The following is a 14,688-nucleotide window of genomic DNA, read 5'->3' as shown; positions in this document are numbered from 1 at the left end:
ATGCGTTACCATGCGCGCTTCCGACTCCCCATCCCGCAAACGAGGTCGCTCATGGCCGGACAGACCGGAGGCAAGCCTGCGCGCAACGGTCCGCCGTTGCTGGACGGTAGCACCGTCTTTTTCGTCCTGCTGGCCCTGGGTGCGGGTCTCGCCGTGCTGCTGTTGCGCGGCGCTGATGCGTTCAATACGGCATTGGCCGATGGGCTGGGCCTGTTGCTGCTGATCATGCCCATCGTGGTCGCGGCGGTCCTGGTTGGCGCCTATGTCCAGGCCATGGTGCCACGCGAGGCCATGGAGCGCTGGCTGGGCGGAAGCAGCGGCATGCGCGGCCTGCTTTTGGCCACCGCAGCCGGTTCGCTGACCCCCGGCGGTCCGTTCGCGGCCTTTCCGCTGGTGCTGGCCCTGTACCGTTCTGGAGCGGCGGTTCCGGTCTGCGTCACCTACCTCACCTCCTGGTCGGTGCTGGGAATCAACCGCGCCCTGGTCTGGGAACTGCCGCTACTGGGCCCGGAATTCACGCTGACCCGATTGCTGGTGTCGTTGCCGCTGCCGTTGATCGCCGGACTGCTGACCCGCGGTCTGCTGCACCGCTTTTCCAGGACCGTGACGTGATCAGCGCCTACGTCACCCTGGCCGTGCTGTTGCTGGGTCTGGCGCTGTGGCGCCAGACCCAGCCCGACCCCGGTCATCGACAGATCGCCGCTGGCGGCTGGCGCCAGATGCGGCCGCTGCTGGTGCGTATCCCGATCGCGCTGATCGCCGGCAGCTTCCTCGCCATGCTGGTGCCCAGGGAACTGGTGGCGAGCTCCCTGGGCGACGGCTCCGGGCTGCAGGGTATCCTGCTGGCCACGCTGCTGGGCGCGGTGATGCCTGGCGGCCCGATGATCACCTTCCCGATTGCGCTGGCCCTGATCAGCGCTGGCACCGGGACTGCACAGATGGTGACCCTGATCACGGCCTGGTCGGTATTGGCCCTGCATCGGGTCATTGCCTTCGAGCTTCCGGCACTGGGCTGGCGCCTGACCGGAATCCGCTTGTTGGCCTGCCTGATCCTGGCACCGATTGCCGGCCTGCTTGCCATGCTGATCGGTGCTGCCCGGACATGAGCCGCACTGGCTCCGCGACCACCGAAGAGCTGAGCCGGAACAACCTGGCAGCAACGCTGTTTCGCATGACCTGGCCCATGCTGTTCGGCGTCGTTGCCTTGCTCGGCGTGCAACTGGTGGACGCAGCCTTCATCGCCCGCCTGGGTGTGGAGCCGCTTGCCGCCTTCGGTTTCACCCAGCCGATCCAGCAGCTGTTGATCGGCGCGCAGGTTGGCCTGGGCATCGCCACCACGGCCCTGGTCGGCCGGGCCCTGGGTGCCGGTCGGCATCAGGATGCCCGCTGCATCAGCCTGCTGGTGGTGTTGCTTGGGGCCGCCTTCATCGCAGCGGTCTGCATTCTGCTCTGGCTGAGTCAGGCCCTGCTGCTCACCGCGATGGGCGCCGAAGCCGAGCTGCTGCCGCTGATTCGCGCCTATTGGGCACCGTGGCTGTTGAGCGCCTGGTTTGGCGGACTGCTGTATTTCGGTTACTCACTATGCCGGGCCCGCGGCGAAAGCGGCCTGCCAGGATTGCTGATGGTCGTGACCAGCCTGATCAACCTGGTGCTCGACCCGCTGTTTATCTTCTCCTTCGGCTGGGGCCTGCCGGGTGCCGCCTGGGCCACGGTGGCGGCCTTCGCCAGTGGAACCGTCTGCGTCTACTGGCATGTCTGGTTGCGCCACTGGCTGAGTCGGGATTTCAGCTCGTTCCCGCTAACCCGGGCGTTGCGGGATCTGGGCGCGATCACCGGCCCGGCAACCCTCGGCCAGTTGGCCCCCGGACTGGCCGCCGCGCTGGCGACCGGCCTGGTGGCCTATCACGGCGGTGCCGCCGTTGCGGCCTGGGGGGTCGGCACCCGTCTGGAGTTCTTTTCCATGGTGGTGGTGCTGGCCCTGACGATGTCCTTGCCGCCGATCGTCAGTCGCTTCTACGGCGCCGGGGAGATCACACGGATAAGGCAGGTCGTACGCCTGGCGGTCGGTTTCGTCCTTGCCTGGCAACTCGCCGTGGGGCTGCTGCTGTTCCTCGGTTCCGGGTTCCTGTCCGGGTTTCTCAGCAGCGATGGGGCGGTCAGCGACATCCTGCGGGACTATCTGCTGCGGGTGCCTCTCAGCTATGCGGCCCTGGGCGTGTGCATGCTGATGGTCTCGGTCTGCAATGCCCTGGGCATGCCCTTGCAGGCCCTGCTGATCTCGCTGCTGCGTCTGTTCCTGTTCTATCTTCCGGCGCTCTGGCTGTTCAGCCACCTTGCCGGCATGACCGGTCTGCTGACCGGCGCCATGCTGGGCAACATCGCTGCGGGCATCAGCGCCTGGCTGCTTTATCAGCATGCCATGCGCTGGCTTGCGGGCAGACACTGAATCACTGGCGATAGACCCAGGCCAGGACCGCATCCTGCACCGCCCTACCCGGCCCCCAGTGCACGTTCTCGCCATTCACCAGCACGACCACGGTGTAGTCTTCGTCGCTGCGGCTGCGCACATAGCCGGCCACCGCCGAGACGTGATTCAGCGAGCCGGTTTTCAGATGCATGCGACCTCGCTCCGGTCCATCACTGAACCGCCGCCGCATGGTGCCATCAAGTCCGGACAAGGCCAGCGACGAGCGGAATTCCGCGCTGAACGGGCTGCTCTGGGCCACGCGCAGGATCTGCGCGACCTGGCGTGCAGTGAAGCGGTTATTACGGGACAAGCCGGCGGCATTGTCCATCACCATGCCCTCGGTGCTGACCCCCTTGTCGGCGAAGAAATCGATGATCGCCTGGTTACCGCCGTCAACGGTCGCCGGCTCACCATGCACCTTGGCCGCAACCGCCAACTTGAAGTGACGGGTCATGACATTGTTGCTGAACTTGTTGGCAGGCCGAATCAGTTCGGCCAGCGGGGGTGAGCGGTGGGTATAGAGCGGGCGCTGACTGCCTGACCAGATATCCCGCCGCCAGCCACCGCGGAACTCACCGCCCCACTGGCGCCACAGTCCGGAGAAGACCTGGTGGGTGAAATCCTCCGGCTCCATCGCAACCCGCAGCAGATCAAAGCCGCGACAGCCTCCGGGATGCTGCCCATCCAGGCTGACTTCCAGGTCACCGGACCTGCGATAGGACATGCCCTGGTGCGCACCACATCCGCCGGATGCCGGACGCAGGCGATTGTTGATCCGAAGCTCCGGCAGGGGCGGATCGGTTGACACCCGGGCCTGGCCATTTGCCTGGCCATCGATCTGGAAACGGACCACGTTGAAATTCACCAGCAGGGCATGGGGTGTCTGGTTGTACGCCCGGTCCGGTCGGTCATCGAAGGCCCCGGGGTCTTCCGGCTCGAGCGCGAAATGACTGGTATCCAGGATCAGATCACCGGTGATCCGCTCGACACCGGCCCTGCGAATTCCGCCGAGCAGCTTCCAGAATTCCTCGGTCACCAGGTACGGATCACCAGTCCCCCGCAGCCAGATATTGCCGTCCAGCACGCCGTCCCGGGGCTCGTCCTCGGCGAACACATCGGTCCGCCAGGTGTGCGTCGGGCCGAGGATTTCGAGTGCCGCGAAGGTCACCGGCAGCTTGGTGACCGAGGCCGGGTTCCTTGGACGGTCCGGCGCCAGCTCAAGAACGGTCTCGCCGTCACTGGCGCGCTGTACCAGCACGCTGACCTGTCCGGCACCCAGCTGATGGCGGTTCAACACCTGTTGCACCGATTCCGGCATTGCCGCCGCCAGCCATGACGGCAACATCAGAAGGACCAGCAAAAGGATCAGTGAACGACTCATGAGGACGCGCAGCTCCGGAGGCGGAATAAACCAGCGTTCCCTTAATTAACAGCCGCCGCCGCCCGCGGCAAGGGTGCCGACACGGCAACACAGGGGTTACACTCTGGCCCTTATTCAGGCAGTGCCGGCAATCGCCGGCCATCGCGTCCGCCCTTGCCGTGAGGAACCGTTCTGAGTCGTTACTTCGTCAACCATTACGGGGAACTGGTACATCGGCCCGACGATCAGCCGATCACCGATCGCCATGGCGTGCACTGCGCGCTCTGGCATGACGATGCCGTGTTGCTGGTCCGCGCGCCCCGTGCCAACTGGCTGGAACTTCCCGGCGGCGGCATCGAGCGAGGCGAGACAACCGAGGCAGCGCTGCAACGGGAGCTGCGTGAAGAAGCTGGCGTGGACCTGCCGGCGACCTCGTTGAACGGTGCCGACCGAATTCAGTTCCAGAGCCACTATTACGCCACGGGCCATCGGCAGTACTGGCGTTACCGGCAGACCTTCTGCCTGATTCAGGTGGACCAGGCCCCGCCCCTGGGTGCCCCCATCGAGGCCGGGCATGAACGCATCTGGCTGCGCCTGATGGACCTGCACCGACAGAGAATCCATCACGTCCATCGCGCCGGGCTGGACCAGCTATTGAAACTGATGCGCTGATGGATCGATGGACCCGGATTCTCGCCCTCTGCCTTGTGTTCCCGGCTCCGGACTTCCAGACTAGGACAGCAGTAAAGGCCGCGAGGTCCGCGCAATAACGGCACGCCGCACCCCCGCACGTGCGGTGTCAACCAGAGAAAAGCAGAAGAGGAGATGTGGCATGAGTGCCATTTTCGTATTGCTGTCCGGCCTCGCGGCCATGGCTCTGGGCTACTTCGTCTACTCCAAGTTCATTGCCGAGCGCATCTTTCAGCTGGACCCGGATTTTCGTACGCCGGCCCACGAACTCGAGGACGGCGTCGATTATGTGCCGACCAACAAGTTCATTCTCTGGGGACACCATTTCACCTCGGTGGCCGGTGCGGCCCCGATCATCGGGCCGGCGATCGCCGTCATCTGGGGCTGGGGACCGGCCTTCGCCTGGGTCATCCTCGGCACCATCTTCTTTGCCGGCGTGCATGACGCGGGTGCCATCTGGGCCAGCGTCCGACACAAGGCGCGCTCCATCGGTGCCGTCACCGGCGACGTCGTCGGGCCCCGTGCCCGGGCGCTGTTCATGATCGTGATCTTCCTGGTGCTGCTGATGGTCAATGCGGTGTTTGCCGTCGCCATCTCCGGCCTGCTGGTCAACAATCCGTCGGCGGTCGTCCCGGCATGGGGCGCGATTGTGGTGGCGCTGATCATCGGCCAGATGATCTACCGTTTCCGCATCAATCTGTTGGCCGTCTCGATCATCGGCGTGGTGGCGCTCTATGCGCTGATCGGTATCGGTCCGAGCGTACCGGTGGAACTGCCGGAATCCGTGCTTGGCCTGCCGGCTAACAGCCAGTGGATCATCCTGCTATTCCTGTACGCGGCCATCGCCTCGCTGCTGCCGGTCTGGGTACTGCTGCAACCACGGGACTACATCAACGGCCTGCAGCTGTTCATCGGCCTCGGCCTGGTCTATGCCGCGATCCTGCTGTCCAATCCGAGCATCGTCGCACCGGCCTTCAATACCGATGTACCGGCAGGCACCCCATCGTTGATCCCGCTGTTGTTCGTGACCATTGCCTGCGGTGCCATCTCAGGCTTCCACGGACTGGTTTCGTCGGGCACCACCTCGAAGCAGATCAGTAACGAGAAGGACGTCCGCTTCGTCGGTTACTTCGGTGCCGTCGGCGAGGGCTGCCTGGCCCTTGCTGCCATTCTCGTGACCACGGCCGGCTTCGCGACGCTGGGTGAATGGCGGGAAATCTACGGCGCCTTCGGTGACGGTGGCGTCAATGCCTTTGTAACCGGTGGTGCCAACATCGTCGCCGCCGGAACCGGACTCTCCGAGGCGGTTGCCGTCACCCTGCTGACCGTCATGGCCGTGCTGTTCGCCGGCACCACGATGGACACTGGTGTGCGCCTGCAGCGCTACATCATGCAGGAGTGGGGCACCATCTATAATCTGCCGATCCTGAAGAACCTGCCTTTCGCCACGGTGCTTGCCGTCGGCGCCTGCCTGGCGCTGGCTTTCGGTGCCGGTGGCGTGGATGGCACGGGCGGCATGCTGCTGTGGCCGCTGTTCGGCACCACCAACCAGCTCCTGGCCGGGCTGACCCTGCTGGTCATGACCGTGATCATCGTGCGCCTGGGCCGCAGCATGTGGTTCACGCTGATTCCGCTGTCGTTCCTGCTGTTCATGACCACACTGGCCCTGCTGGTGCAGTTGAAGACGTTCTACGACGCGGGCAACTGGTTCCTGTTCTTCCTGGATATCCTGATCCTGGTTGCCGCGGTCATGGTCCTGCTGGAAGCCGTTGGCGTCCTTCGCAAGCACCTGCGCAACGCCGCGGCAACATCCTGAGGCTTGCGCGATGGCGTCCGATGAGCGACATGGTGAATCCGATGGCTGGCGCCAATGGCTTCGTCGTGCCAGCTACTATGCGGAAGAGCTGTATTTCGGACGCTATCGCTCGACCATTGCACGGGCCCGCCGCGACGAGGAAGACCTGTTCATGCTGCTGGTCTACTCGGAGATGATGGGCGTGCCGAATCCGGCCAGCTACTACACGATGGAACTGCAGCCGCTGTTGCTGGAACGCTTCCATGACTGGCATCGGCGGATGGGCATGGAGCGCTCACCGCTGGATCACTTCCGCTGCTGCTGAAGTGGGCCCGGGCACGCTGCAGAAGCTGCTGGAACGCCGGATCGTCTTCGTTGGCGGCAAGGGCGGGGTCGGCAAGACCTCGGTCGCCAGCGCACTCGCGGTGCTCGCGGCGCGGCGCGGCCTGCGCGTGCTGGTCATCTCCACCGACCCCGCACATTCCCTGGGTGACGCGGTGGACCGGCCGATCGGCAACCGCATTACCGGGATAACCGCCGGTGTCTGGGGCCTGGAAATCGATCCGGATGAACAGGCCCGCGATCACATTCGTGCGGTCAGTGAGCACATGAAGCAACTGGCGGCGCCCGACATGCATGCCGAACTGGATCGGCAGATGGCACTGGCAGCGCATTCGCCCGGTGCCGCCGAGGCCGCACTGCTGGAACGGGTCGCCCGCCTGATCCTGGAGCAGCGGGACAACTACGACCTGCTGATTTTCGATACCGCGCCAACCGGCCACACGCTGCGGTTACTGTCCCTGCCGGAGGCCATGGCCGCCTGGACCGACGGTCTGATTTCGCACAATCGCCGCTCGGAACAACTGGGCAAGGTGCTGAAGCACCTGACGCCCGAAGGCATGCGCGCCGAGGTGCCAACGCCGTTCGACGAACCCGACACCGATCCGTTCGCCGGCATGGAAACCCGGACCCGTCGCATTGCCGAAACCCTGCTGGAACGGCGCCGCCTGTTTCATCGCACGCGTCGCCTGCTGACCAATCCGGCCGAAACCGCGTTCGTGTTCGTGCTGACCCCGGAGCGGCTTCCCATCGTCGAGACACGGCGCGCAGTCGATGCCTTGCGGCAGTTCGATATTCCGGTGCTGGGGGCAATCGTCAACCGGGTCCTGCCCGAGGCCGCTGACGGCGACTTTCTGCGTCGACGCAAACAGCAGGAAGCGGTTTACCTGCAGGCCATCGCGGATGACCTACGCGGGCTGGACGCGATTCACCTGCCAATGCTGGAAACGGATATCGGCGGGCTGGAACAACTCGACGAACTGGCCGATGCGCTGGCCAGCGCGGGACTGACTTGAAACAGGCTCAACCGCGATGGATGGGCCTGTTCAAACAGGAACGGTTTCGGTGACGACGTAGCGCCCAGATCAACCCTTTTCGGCGAGCACGTCAGGTGCCGGCATGACCCGCTCGATATCTTCGACCTCCACGTCCGGGTAGTGGCTGGTCACCGTCTCGCGTACGGCGTCCACCTGGTGCGCCTCGACATCGACCAGCATCAGCACCTTGCCCTCCTGCAACGCCTGCTCGCAGTCGGCAATCTGCTTGCGGTCCATGCCGGCACCCACAAGGGTGGCTGACCAGCCGCCGAAGGTCGCACCGGCGGCCGTCATCGCGGCCACGGCACCACCGCCGACCGCCACACCGACGCCCGGCAGGGCAACGGCACCCAGGCCAGCGAGCAAGCCCACCGTACCGCCAACCGCCGTGCCACGTTTCAGCGCCGGCAACAAGTCTGACTGCTCGGTCAGGCTGGCCTCGGGCAAATCCTCCATCGGCACATCCTGACGCGCGACCAGATGCAGATCCCGGTCCTGGTAGCCGTTGCGACGGAACGCGTCGACCAGTTCACGGGCATCGTCGATTCCGGGCAGCAGAAAATAGATTCGGCGCATCAATAACCTCTTTGCAGTTGCGCATGGTATTCGGTCCAACGAGCAGGAGCACAAAACGTTCCAACTCCTAGTGTCGGGAGGTGGCGTCGCCTTGCGGGCTGTTCAAGGGTCACCTATCGTTCCGGAGCGAAAATGCACGGATCAGGGAGTCAGGGAATGGGAATTGAAACGGGGTTTTTCGGCATCATCGTGGCGACCTTGCGCTCATGACGATGATCGTTGATGAACCGGTACTTTACTCGGGGTCCCTGGCAAAGTACCGAGCGGCCTTTTTTAGGATGTCGCGCTCCTCCTCGGTACGCCGCAGCTGGGCGCACAACTTGAGGATCTCGCTCTTCGCCACCATCAGCTCCGCCGCGTGTTGGTCACTGCGGTCCGGCTTGACCGCTGACCCACTTGTAAAGGCTGTGGGCCGAGACACCGAGCCGCTCGGAGACGTCGGCCACGGAATAACCGCGATCGACAATCTGACGGACTGCCTCTTCCTTGAATTCGGGGCTGTAACGTTGGGTGCTCATGGACTTCCTACTATGCTCGAATCATAGTGCCGGAGTGTCCTCTGCACCGGGGGAAGTCCAAGGCTTCTTGGAAGCGTCCGTAAAACTGGGGGCGAACCCGATAGCACTACACCAGCCAACACGACTGCAGGCCATGAAATTATGGTAGAAAACCATCCATATCTCCCCGTCAGACATGTGCGCAATCACACGAGACCCGGTAGCTAGACTAATCTGCCGCCGGACTCGTTTGTTCTTGACCCTTTTCAAAGAGCGCGAGGATGCCTCCAATAAGGGCAAGCACCATGAAAAGCGCTACCAATGTGCCCCCGAGTACAGCACCGAATATTGATGCAATAATCAGCAGCACTCCAGGCGCCTTTGACTTCGCGCCCATACAAACAGCACCGAGTATAACGACCAGAAACGAGAAGATAACCCCGCCCCATCCCAACCCAACCACAGTGGCGGCACCTTCAGCCTCAAAAGCGCTACCCATGCCTCCAACGAAGAGCGTTGTAAATGCTGCAAATATTCCAAAAATACCAGCTATGAGAGCGATAATTCCGCCTGCCTTTCTCATTTTATTACTCCTTATTTTCGAAACGGTGTCAATCGACTTGAACGTAACCGCTGGACCAAAACCCCCAATACCTTATTGTTTTCAGTCTTCCGCGAAAATCTAAAACATCTCCCCGACTGAAACCCATAACCTTCTCTTCTCTTGCGTCATCATAGAAAAGAATTGCGCGATTACCGTCAGGCAATTCACATGTAACCTCAAAAGCGGCGTCTGATATCTCGGACACCCAGCTGGTGTTGGAGACTTCCGAAATAACGCATACCCCATAAACCCAATGCCCCCAATCATTACCTTCCCTCCAACGACCCCTCTGCGCCTCTGTTAAGTCAGAAAAATTTGAGATTAGTTTCCTAAGTGCGACGTACTCGACATTTTCGGTATCGTCTGCCACTTCCCCATCATTAGAACTCTCTTGTGCCAGACTTTCCGCACTGTGTAATTCTTTGGAAGAATCTGGAATCAAGGTGACGGCGAAAAAAAAACAAAAAATCGCTGAACCGAAGTACACTAGAGAAGATTGCAGGCGCCCCTTCAGACCTACCCAACCTGGGTTCGCTAGCCCAACAAGTCCCAAAACGGCAAGCACTAACATACCGAGGACAAATGCAATCACGAACAATTCGCCCATCGACTAATCTCCTTTGGCATTATCTAGCATAAGGCTCGCCATTAGGGAAATGCTGATTTATTTCGGCCTTGCGGTTGAACTTCCTGTCCCGAGTTGAGATATCATGACTATGACAGAAAACCGAGAGCGTTCCACCTATGCAATTGAGCGTCTCCGATTTAGTGGAATATCCGGCCCGGAGCGGTGACACCGTGGGATGCACTGCTCACGGAACTCAACTGTTCCTACCCCAGTGGCGAAGGGCGTGGCCGCCCACCGATCTGACTGGCCAGAATGTTGCCGATGCACGTCGCGGAACAAGCGCAAGGCGTTGCCGCAGAACGCGGCCGGGCGGGCGCCCGGGTCGAACATCCTTCCATGTGCTCAAAAACCTCATGAAAGTCTTGGGCCACGTAATCGCTTAACCTCCCGTTTTTCCGATTTCGGCGTATTTGTAGATTTCTACAATATGGCGACAAAGGAAAGCGGACGCTCCCAGCACTCTGTGGTCGCCACTATGCATGGATCAGTACGCCGCCCCCGGACGATCAATCGTCGGGCGCGTCGGTGATCGCCCCAAGCGAGGCGGACGTAACCGTGCGGGCATACTTGGCCAGCACGCCACGAGGGTAGCGCGGCTCCGGCGCAACCCAGGCGTCGCGGCGGCGCTGCAGCTCCGCATCATCGACATGCAACACGATCTGGTCCTGCTCGGCATCGATGGTGATCCGGTCGCCGTCTTCCACCAGCGCCAGCGGGCCGCCGTCCATCGCCTCCGGGCTGATATGACCGACCACGAAACCGTGGCTGCCGCCTGAGAAGCGACCGTCGGTGATCAAAGCCACATCCTGGCCCAGACCACGGCCCATGATCGCGGAGGTTGGCGCCAGCATCTCGCGCATGCCGGGACCGCCCTTCGGTCCTTCGTAACGAATCACGATCACATCGCCCGCAACCACGGTGCCATCGAGGATGGCATCCAGTGCCTGCTCCTCGGAATGGAACACCCGGGCACTGCCCGAGAATTGCGTGCCCTCCTTGCCGGTGATCTTGGCCACCGCGCCGTCCGGCGCCAGATTGCCGCGCAGGATGCGCAGATGGCTTTCCGCCTTGATCGGCTTGTCCAGGGGGCGAATGATGTCCTGATCGGGGCCATAGGGCGCGACGGCGGCCAGGTTCTCGGCCAGGGTTGCACCGGTCACGGTCATGCAGCTGCCGTGCAGCAGGCCGGCGTCGAGCAGCATCTTCATCATCGGCTGAATGCCGCCAATGGCCACCAGCTCCGACATCATGTAGCGGCCGCTCGGCCGCAGGTCCGCGAGGACCGGCACGCGCTTGCCGATTTCCACGAAATCATTCAGCGACAGCGGCACGCCAGCGGTGTCCGCCATGGCCAGCAGATGCAGTACGGCATTGGTCGAGCCGCCCAGCGCGATGACCACGGTAATGGCGTTCTCGAAGGCCTCGCGGGTCATGATGTCGCGCGGCAGGATGCCCTTGTCGGCCAGCGCAAGTACCGCTGCGCCGGCGCGCCGGCAATCCTCGGCCTTGGCCTCGCTGATCGCATCCTGGGCCGAGCTGCCGGGCAGGCTCATGCCCAGCGCCTCGATGGCCGAGGCCATGGTGTTGGCCGTGTACATACCGCCACAGGAACCCGGCCCCGGGATCGCCGTGCGCTCCACCTCGCCAAGTTGCACCTCGGAGATGCTGCCCTTGGCATGCGCGCCCACCGCCTCGAACACCGAGACGATGTCGGTGCGATTCGCACCCGGGCGAATCGTGCCACCGTAGACGAACACCGCAGGCCGGTTCAGCCGTGCCAGGGCGATCAGGCAACCAGGCATGTTCTTGTCGCAGCCACCGATGGCCACCAGCCCATCGAAACCCTGGCAACCGGCCACGGTCTCGATGGAGTCGGCAATCACCTCGCGCGAGACCAGCGAATACTTCATCGCCTCGGCGCCATTGGAAATGCCGTCCGAGATAGTGATGGTGTTGAAGATCACGCCCTTGCCGCCGGCTTCATCGACGCCGGCCGCGGCAATATCCGCCAGTTTGTTGATGTGCATATTGCACGGCGTGACCATGCTCCAGGTGGAGGCAATACCCACCTGCATCTTCTTGAAGTCGTCATCGCCGAAACCGACGGCACGCAACATGGCCCGCCCCGGGGCCTTGCGCGGTCCATCCACCAGTTGACTGGAGTACTGCCGTTTCTTGTCGTTACCCATGATGTGCTGCTCTCGTCACTGAATTGCGGCGCTACGCCGCGGCCAGCCGGCAATGATACCCGCAGAGGCTGAACGGGTCGAAATGTGCGAAATACATCGTTCCCGGCGGCGTCAGGCCTCGCCGGTCTGGCTGTCCATGGCACGATCCACCTGGTCACGTACGCCGGACGGGTCGCGCACGCCGCGGAATTCAACCTCTGCCGCCGCCGACCCGGCCGAGTAGAACAGCAAATCGCCGATATTGAAGATCCGCTGGAACAGGGTCTGATTCAGTTCGACGCTGCGGATATCCCGAATGCGGACGCTTTGCTGATTCCGCGAGACAATCCCGTAATGCCGGGACACGCGGCTGTCGTCGATCTCGTACTTCCAGGCGTAGTGGCGATACAACAACAGCAGCAGGCTGCCCAGCATGGCCAGCCAGAGGCCGGCCGCCAGAATCCGCTCCCCCGGTTCGCCGCCAAATCCGGGAGTCGTCGCCAGGGCCAGCAGCAGCAGGAAGGCGACGACGATCATCAGCATCCATTGCCCGCGCCAGGCCGGGCGGTCCGAATAACGCATGGGATTCCTCGCTTAGTTAACCGCGTAACAGCTTGCCACATCGGGCCACTTGTCACGGCGCATCACCTGGTAGTGGTGCCAGAAATCCCGGTCGATGGCCCGCAGGCTGGCCGCCGTACCCTCCCGGCGATACCGACCGAGATGTCCGGGGCCGCCGTTGTAGGCAGCGTAGGTGGCACGCACCAGGTTGGTCATGCCGCCGGGCTGCAGATGCTCTTCCCGGCGCAGGGCGTAATCGACGAAGTAATAATCCAGGATGTCGGCTCCGGCGCTGACGTTGTAGGCAACATCGTTCGCCAGGCGATTCACGTCGTAAAGGCCCCGCCAGACCCGGGCATGGACCTGCATCATGCCCAGTGCGCCCACCGGGGAAGTCATCACCCGTGGGTTTTCCGGTGAGCCGGTGTACTGCCGCCAGCAGGACTCCTTCCAGGCCGTGGCCCGTATCAACGGATCGATCATGTGACGGAACACCGGCGGGATGCGGCTGCCGCCGCCGATCCGACGCTGGGCCTCTTCATCCAGCAACGTCGCCACCAGACCCAGGTACTCATCCAGTTCCGAGAGCCTTGCCACGCGGCCACGCAGGGCCTCGGCGGCCGAGCGGTCCGCCGCGACAGCGGTGCGAATCAGCTGCAGGCGTGGCCATGAGGACGAAGCGGACTCGTCATCCAGAGGAATATCGCGGAGCGGCGGAAACAGCCGTCGCATCTGCGGGTCGACGTCCAGCGGAAGCGGCGTGAATCGTGCCGGCGCCTCGTCGGCCAGCAGCAGTCGCGCCAGGCGCCGCAATCCGTCGCGAGTGATTTCGAAGCCATACTCCGGACCCAGCGCATCCAGCGCCCGGATGGCGTCACTGCCGGCCATGAACGCGGCAATGCGCAACTCGTCGTCGGGTAGCAGACCCGCGTCTTCCATCGCCAGCAGATGGGGACGCAGGCGATCCCAGCTGCCGACGAACAAATTGCGGACCGGATCCGGTTCCGACCCGTCATCCTCGCCGACCAGGGCCTCGGCGATGGCGTGGCGGGAATCCAGCAGCACCGCGAACAGATCCCGTTGCATGGCGGGCTGCTCGACGAACGAGGCGAAATACAGGATCACCACCGTGAGGAATCCATCCAGCTCGTCTTCGAGCCGCTGCCATTCGAGCAACTCCTCTTCATCCAGCGGCGGTTCGGCGATGGCCCCGGCAGGCGGCCGAACGCGCAGTGCCAGCGAAGCCTCTAGCCCGTCGTCATGGAGCTGGACATCCGCCAGACGGGCACGATCGACAAGCGACTCCTGATCAACGCCGGCGCTGAGGTCGGCCAGCAAGCGGTCCAGCGCGTCCAGTGATGGACGCAGGTCGATACGCAGCTGGCCAAGTCTTGGCACCACCAGCGAGTCCACCAGATAACTCGCTGTCCGGGTCAGTAAGGTGTCGGTACCGTCCGGGCGCCGGAGCTCGGTGCGACTGGGCCGGAAGGCAACCGCGAGTCCGGCCTCGACAACCGCCGGTTCCAGGTCGACCTGCACCCGGCCATGCCACTCGCCGTTGCCGATGCAGCGTCCGAAGACCTCGGTTCCGATCCGCGCCCGGGTCGCGAAGCTGGCCTGCAAACCGCCTTCCCCCGGCGTCAGTTGCATGTCGGAGAGCCGGGTCCAGTTGCAGCCGTCCTGGCGCAGCGTTACCTGGCCGGACGCATCCATGCCCAGATCCCGCGCCAGCAGTTTCTCCAGCATCGGCGGGCTCAGGTCCAGGGGTACGGTCAGTGTCTCTTCCGCCGTGATCACGGTGGCGAACAGCGACAGGCAGATGGCGGCAACCGAGGTTCGAAACAATCGCATGGGCCGGAGATTCCATGAGGACGCAACCGCAGTATGCGCCGCCCGCCGCTCGACGAAAAGAAATGTTGCATCGCAGCAATCGATGCGCTATGCTGCAACGCATCATTCACCGATA

General features: G+C 63.1%; 14 protein-coding genes and 1 pseudogene. 7 read left to right on the top strand and 8 right to left on the bottom strand.

Features of this window, described 5'->3' with window-relative positions:
- Nucleotides 1–51 precede the first annotated feature (51 nt).
- Genes M0534_RS07010 through M0534_RS07000 form a run of 3 tightly spaced genes read left to right on the top strand, consistent with a single transcriptional unit; the run spans nucleotide 52 to nucleotide 2,446 of the window.
- On the top strand, nucleotides 52–612 hold the full coding sequence (locus M0534_RS07010) for a permease (protein ID WP_248567698.1): 561 nt from the start codon (nucleotides 52–54) through the stop codon (nucleotides 610–612).
- On the top strand, nucleotides 609–1,106 hold the full coding sequence (locus M0534_RS07005) for a hypothetical protein (protein WP_248567697.1): 498 nt from the start codon (nucleotides 609–611) through the stop codon (nucleotides 1,104–1,106). Before M0534_RS07010 ends, M0534_RS07005 begins: the two co-directional genes overlap by 4 nt.
- A complete protein-coding gene (locus M0534_RS07000; protein ID WP_248567696.1) occupies nucleotides 1,103–2,446 on the top strand; it encodes an MATE family efflux transporter in 1,344 nt (447 codons plus the stop codon). The genes M0534_RS07005 and M0534_RS07000 overlap by 4 nt, the downstream gene beginning before the upstream one ends.
- A 1-nt stretch (nucleotide 2,447) precedes the next feature.
- On the opposite strand, the gene dacB is transcribed toward M0534_RS07000, so the two are convergent.
- A complete protein-coding gene (gene dacB, locus M0534_RS06995; RefSeq protein ID WP_248567695.1) occupies nucleotides 2,448–3,848 on the bottom strand; it encodes a D-alanyl-D-alanine carboxypeptidase/D-alanyl-D-alanine endopeptidase in 1,401 nt (466 codons plus the stop codon).
- A gap of 249 nt (nucleotides 3,849–4,097) precedes the next feature.
- Between dacB and M0534_RS06990 the strand changes: the two genes are divergently transcribed.
- The 4 genes from M0534_RS06990 (at nucleotide 4,098) to M0534_RS06975 (ending at nucleotide 7,667) form a co-directional block, all read left to right on the top strand.
- Nucleotides 4,098–4,499 (top strand): NUDIX domain-containing protein, encoded by a 402-nt coding sequence (locus tag M0534_RS06990; protein ID WP_248567694.1) that lies wholly within the window; start codon nucleotides 4,098–4,100, stop codon nucleotides 4,497–4,499.
- Nucleotides 4,500–4,659: 160 nt separating this feature from the next.
- Nucleotides 4,660–6,333 carry a carbon starvation CstA family protein gene (locus tag M0534_RS06985; RefSeq protein ID WP_248567693.1) on the top strand — a complete coding sequence of 558 codons (1,674 nt, stop codon included), beginning with the start codon at nucleotides 4,660–4,662 and terminating at the stop codon, nucleotides 6,331–6,333.
- Between the two features lie 10 nt (nucleotides 6,334–6,343).
- Nucleotides 6,344–6,637, top strand: coding sequence for a cory-CC-star protein (locus tag M0534_RS06980; RefSeq protein ID WP_248567692.1), 294 nt, complete (start codon nucleotides 6,344–6,346; stop codon nucleotides 6,635–6,637).
- The gene (locus tag M0534_RS06975; protein WP_345894708.1) at nucleotides 6,576–7,667 is read left to right on the top strand and encodes an ArsA family ATPase; all 1,092 of its coding nucleotides are present in this window, start codon (nucleotides 6,576–6,578) and stop codon (nucleotides 7,665–7,667) included. The genes M0534_RS06980 and M0534_RS06975 overlap by 62 nt, the downstream gene beginning before the upstream one ends.
- A gap of 69 nt (nucleotides 7,668–7,736) precedes the next feature.
- Here M0534_RS06975 and M0534_RS06970 read toward each other — a convergent pair whose 3' ends face one another.
- The 7 genes and pseudogenes from M0534_RS06970 to M0534_RS06940 form a co-directional block, all read right to left on the bottom strand.
- The gene (locus M0534_RS06970) at nucleotides 7,737–8,264 is read right to left on the bottom strand and encodes a DUF1269 domain-containing protein (protein ID WP_248567691.1); all 528 of its coding nucleotides are present in this window, start codon (nucleotides 8,262–8,264) and stop codon (nucleotides 7,737–7,739) included.
- A gap of 185 nt (nucleotides 8,265–8,449) precedes the next feature.
- Nucleotides 8,450–8,782 (bottom strand): annotated as a pseudogene (locus tag M0534_RS06965) (transposase); the annotation flags it as partial.
- A 208-nt stretch (nucleotides 8,783–8,990) separates the two neighbouring features.
- Nucleotides 8,991–9,344, bottom strand: coding sequence for a hypothetical protein (locus M0534_RS06960; protein ID WP_248567690.1), 354 nt, complete (start codon nucleotides 9,342–9,344; stop codon nucleotides 8,991–8,993).
- A gap of 28 nt (nucleotides 9,345–9,372) precedes the next feature.
- The gene (locus M0534_RS06955) at nucleotides 9,373–9,972 is read right to left on the bottom strand and encodes a hypothetical protein (protein WP_248567689.1); all 600 of its coding nucleotides are present in this window, start codon (nucleotides 9,970–9,972) and stop codon (nucleotides 9,373–9,375) included.
- Between the two features lie 527 nt (nucleotides 9,973–10,499).
- Nucleotides 10,500–12,182 carry a dihydroxy-acid dehydratase gene (gene ilvD, locus M0534_RS06950; protein ID WP_248567688.1) on the bottom strand — a complete coding sequence of 561 codons (1,683 nt, stop codon included), beginning with the start codon at nucleotides 12,180–12,182 and terminating at the stop codon, nucleotides 10,500–10,502.
- 111 nt (nucleotides 12,183–12,293) lie between these two features.
- Nucleotides 12,294–12,743 carry a PH domain-containing protein gene (locus tag M0534_RS06945; protein ID WP_248567687.1) on the bottom strand — a complete coding sequence of 150 codons (450 nt, stop codon included), beginning with the start codon at nucleotides 12,741–12,743 and terminating at the stop codon, nucleotides 12,294–12,296.
- Nucleotides 12,744–12,755: 12 nt separating this feature from the next.
- Nucleotides 12,756–14,573, bottom strand: coding sequence for a lytic transglycosylase domain-containing protein (locus M0534_RS06940; RefSeq protein ID WP_248567686.1), 1,818 nt, complete (start codon nucleotides 14,571–14,573; stop codon nucleotides 12,756–12,758).
- Between the last annotated feature and the right edge of the window lie 115 nt (nucleotides 14,574–14,688).

This window comes from Methylonatrum kenyense (assembly GCF_023195885.1).
GTDB classification, from domain to species: domain Bacteria; phylum Pseudomonadota; class Gammaproteobacteria; order Nitrococcales; family Aquisalimonadaceae; genus Methylonatrum; species Methylonatrum kenyense.
The sequence above is the reverse complement of the archived record's forward strand: the minus strand, read 5'-3'. Positions and strand labels throughout refer to the sequence as shown.

Coding starts and splice junctions, on each gene's coding strand:
- M0534_RS07010 (WP_248567698.1), top strand. CDS start 52: ATGGCCGGACAGACCGGAGGCAAGCCTGCGCGCAACGGTCCGCCGTTG.
- M0534_RS07000 (WP_248567696.1), top strand. CDS start 1,103: ATGAGCCGCACTGGCTCCGCGACCACCGAAGAGCTGAGCCGGAACAAC.
- dacB (WP_248567695.1), bottom strand. CDS start 3,848: ATGAGTCGTTCACTGATCCTTTTGCTGGTCCTTCTGATGTTGCCGTCA.
- M0534_RS06985 (WP_248567693.1), top strand. CDS start 4,660: ATGAGTGCCATTTTCGTATTGCTGTCCGGCCTCGCGGCCATGGCTCTG.
- M0534_RS06980 (WP_248567692.1), top strand. CDS start 6,344: ATGGCGTCCGATGAGCGACATGGTGAATCCGATGGCTGGCGCCAATGG.
- M0534_RS06975 (WP_345894708.1), top strand. CDS start 6,576: ATGACTGGCATCGGCGGATGGGCATGGAGCGCTCACCGCTGGATCACT.
- M0534_RS06970 (WP_248567691.1), bottom strand. CDS start 8,264: ATGCGCCGAATCTATTTTCTGCTGCCCGGAATCGACGATGCCCGTGAA.
- M0534_RS06960 (WP_248567690.1), bottom strand. CDS start 9,344: ATGAGAAAGGCAGGCGGAATTATCGCTCTCATAGCTGGTATTTTTGGA.
- M0534_RS06955 (WP_248567689.1), bottom strand. CDS start 9,972: ATGGGCGAATTGTTCGTGATTGCATTTGTCCTCGGTATGTTAGTGCTT.
- ilvD (WP_248567688.1), bottom strand. CDS start 12,182: ATGGGTAACGACAAGAAACGGCAGTACTCCAGTCAACTGGTGGATGGA.
- M0534_RS06945 (WP_248567687.1), bottom strand. CDS start 12,743: ATGCGTTATTCGGACCGCCCGGCCTGGCGCGGGCAATGGATGCTGATG.
- M0534_RS06940 (WP_248567686.1), bottom strand. CDS start 14,573: ATGCGATTGTTTCGAACCTCGGTTGCCGCCATCTGCCTGTCGCTGTTC.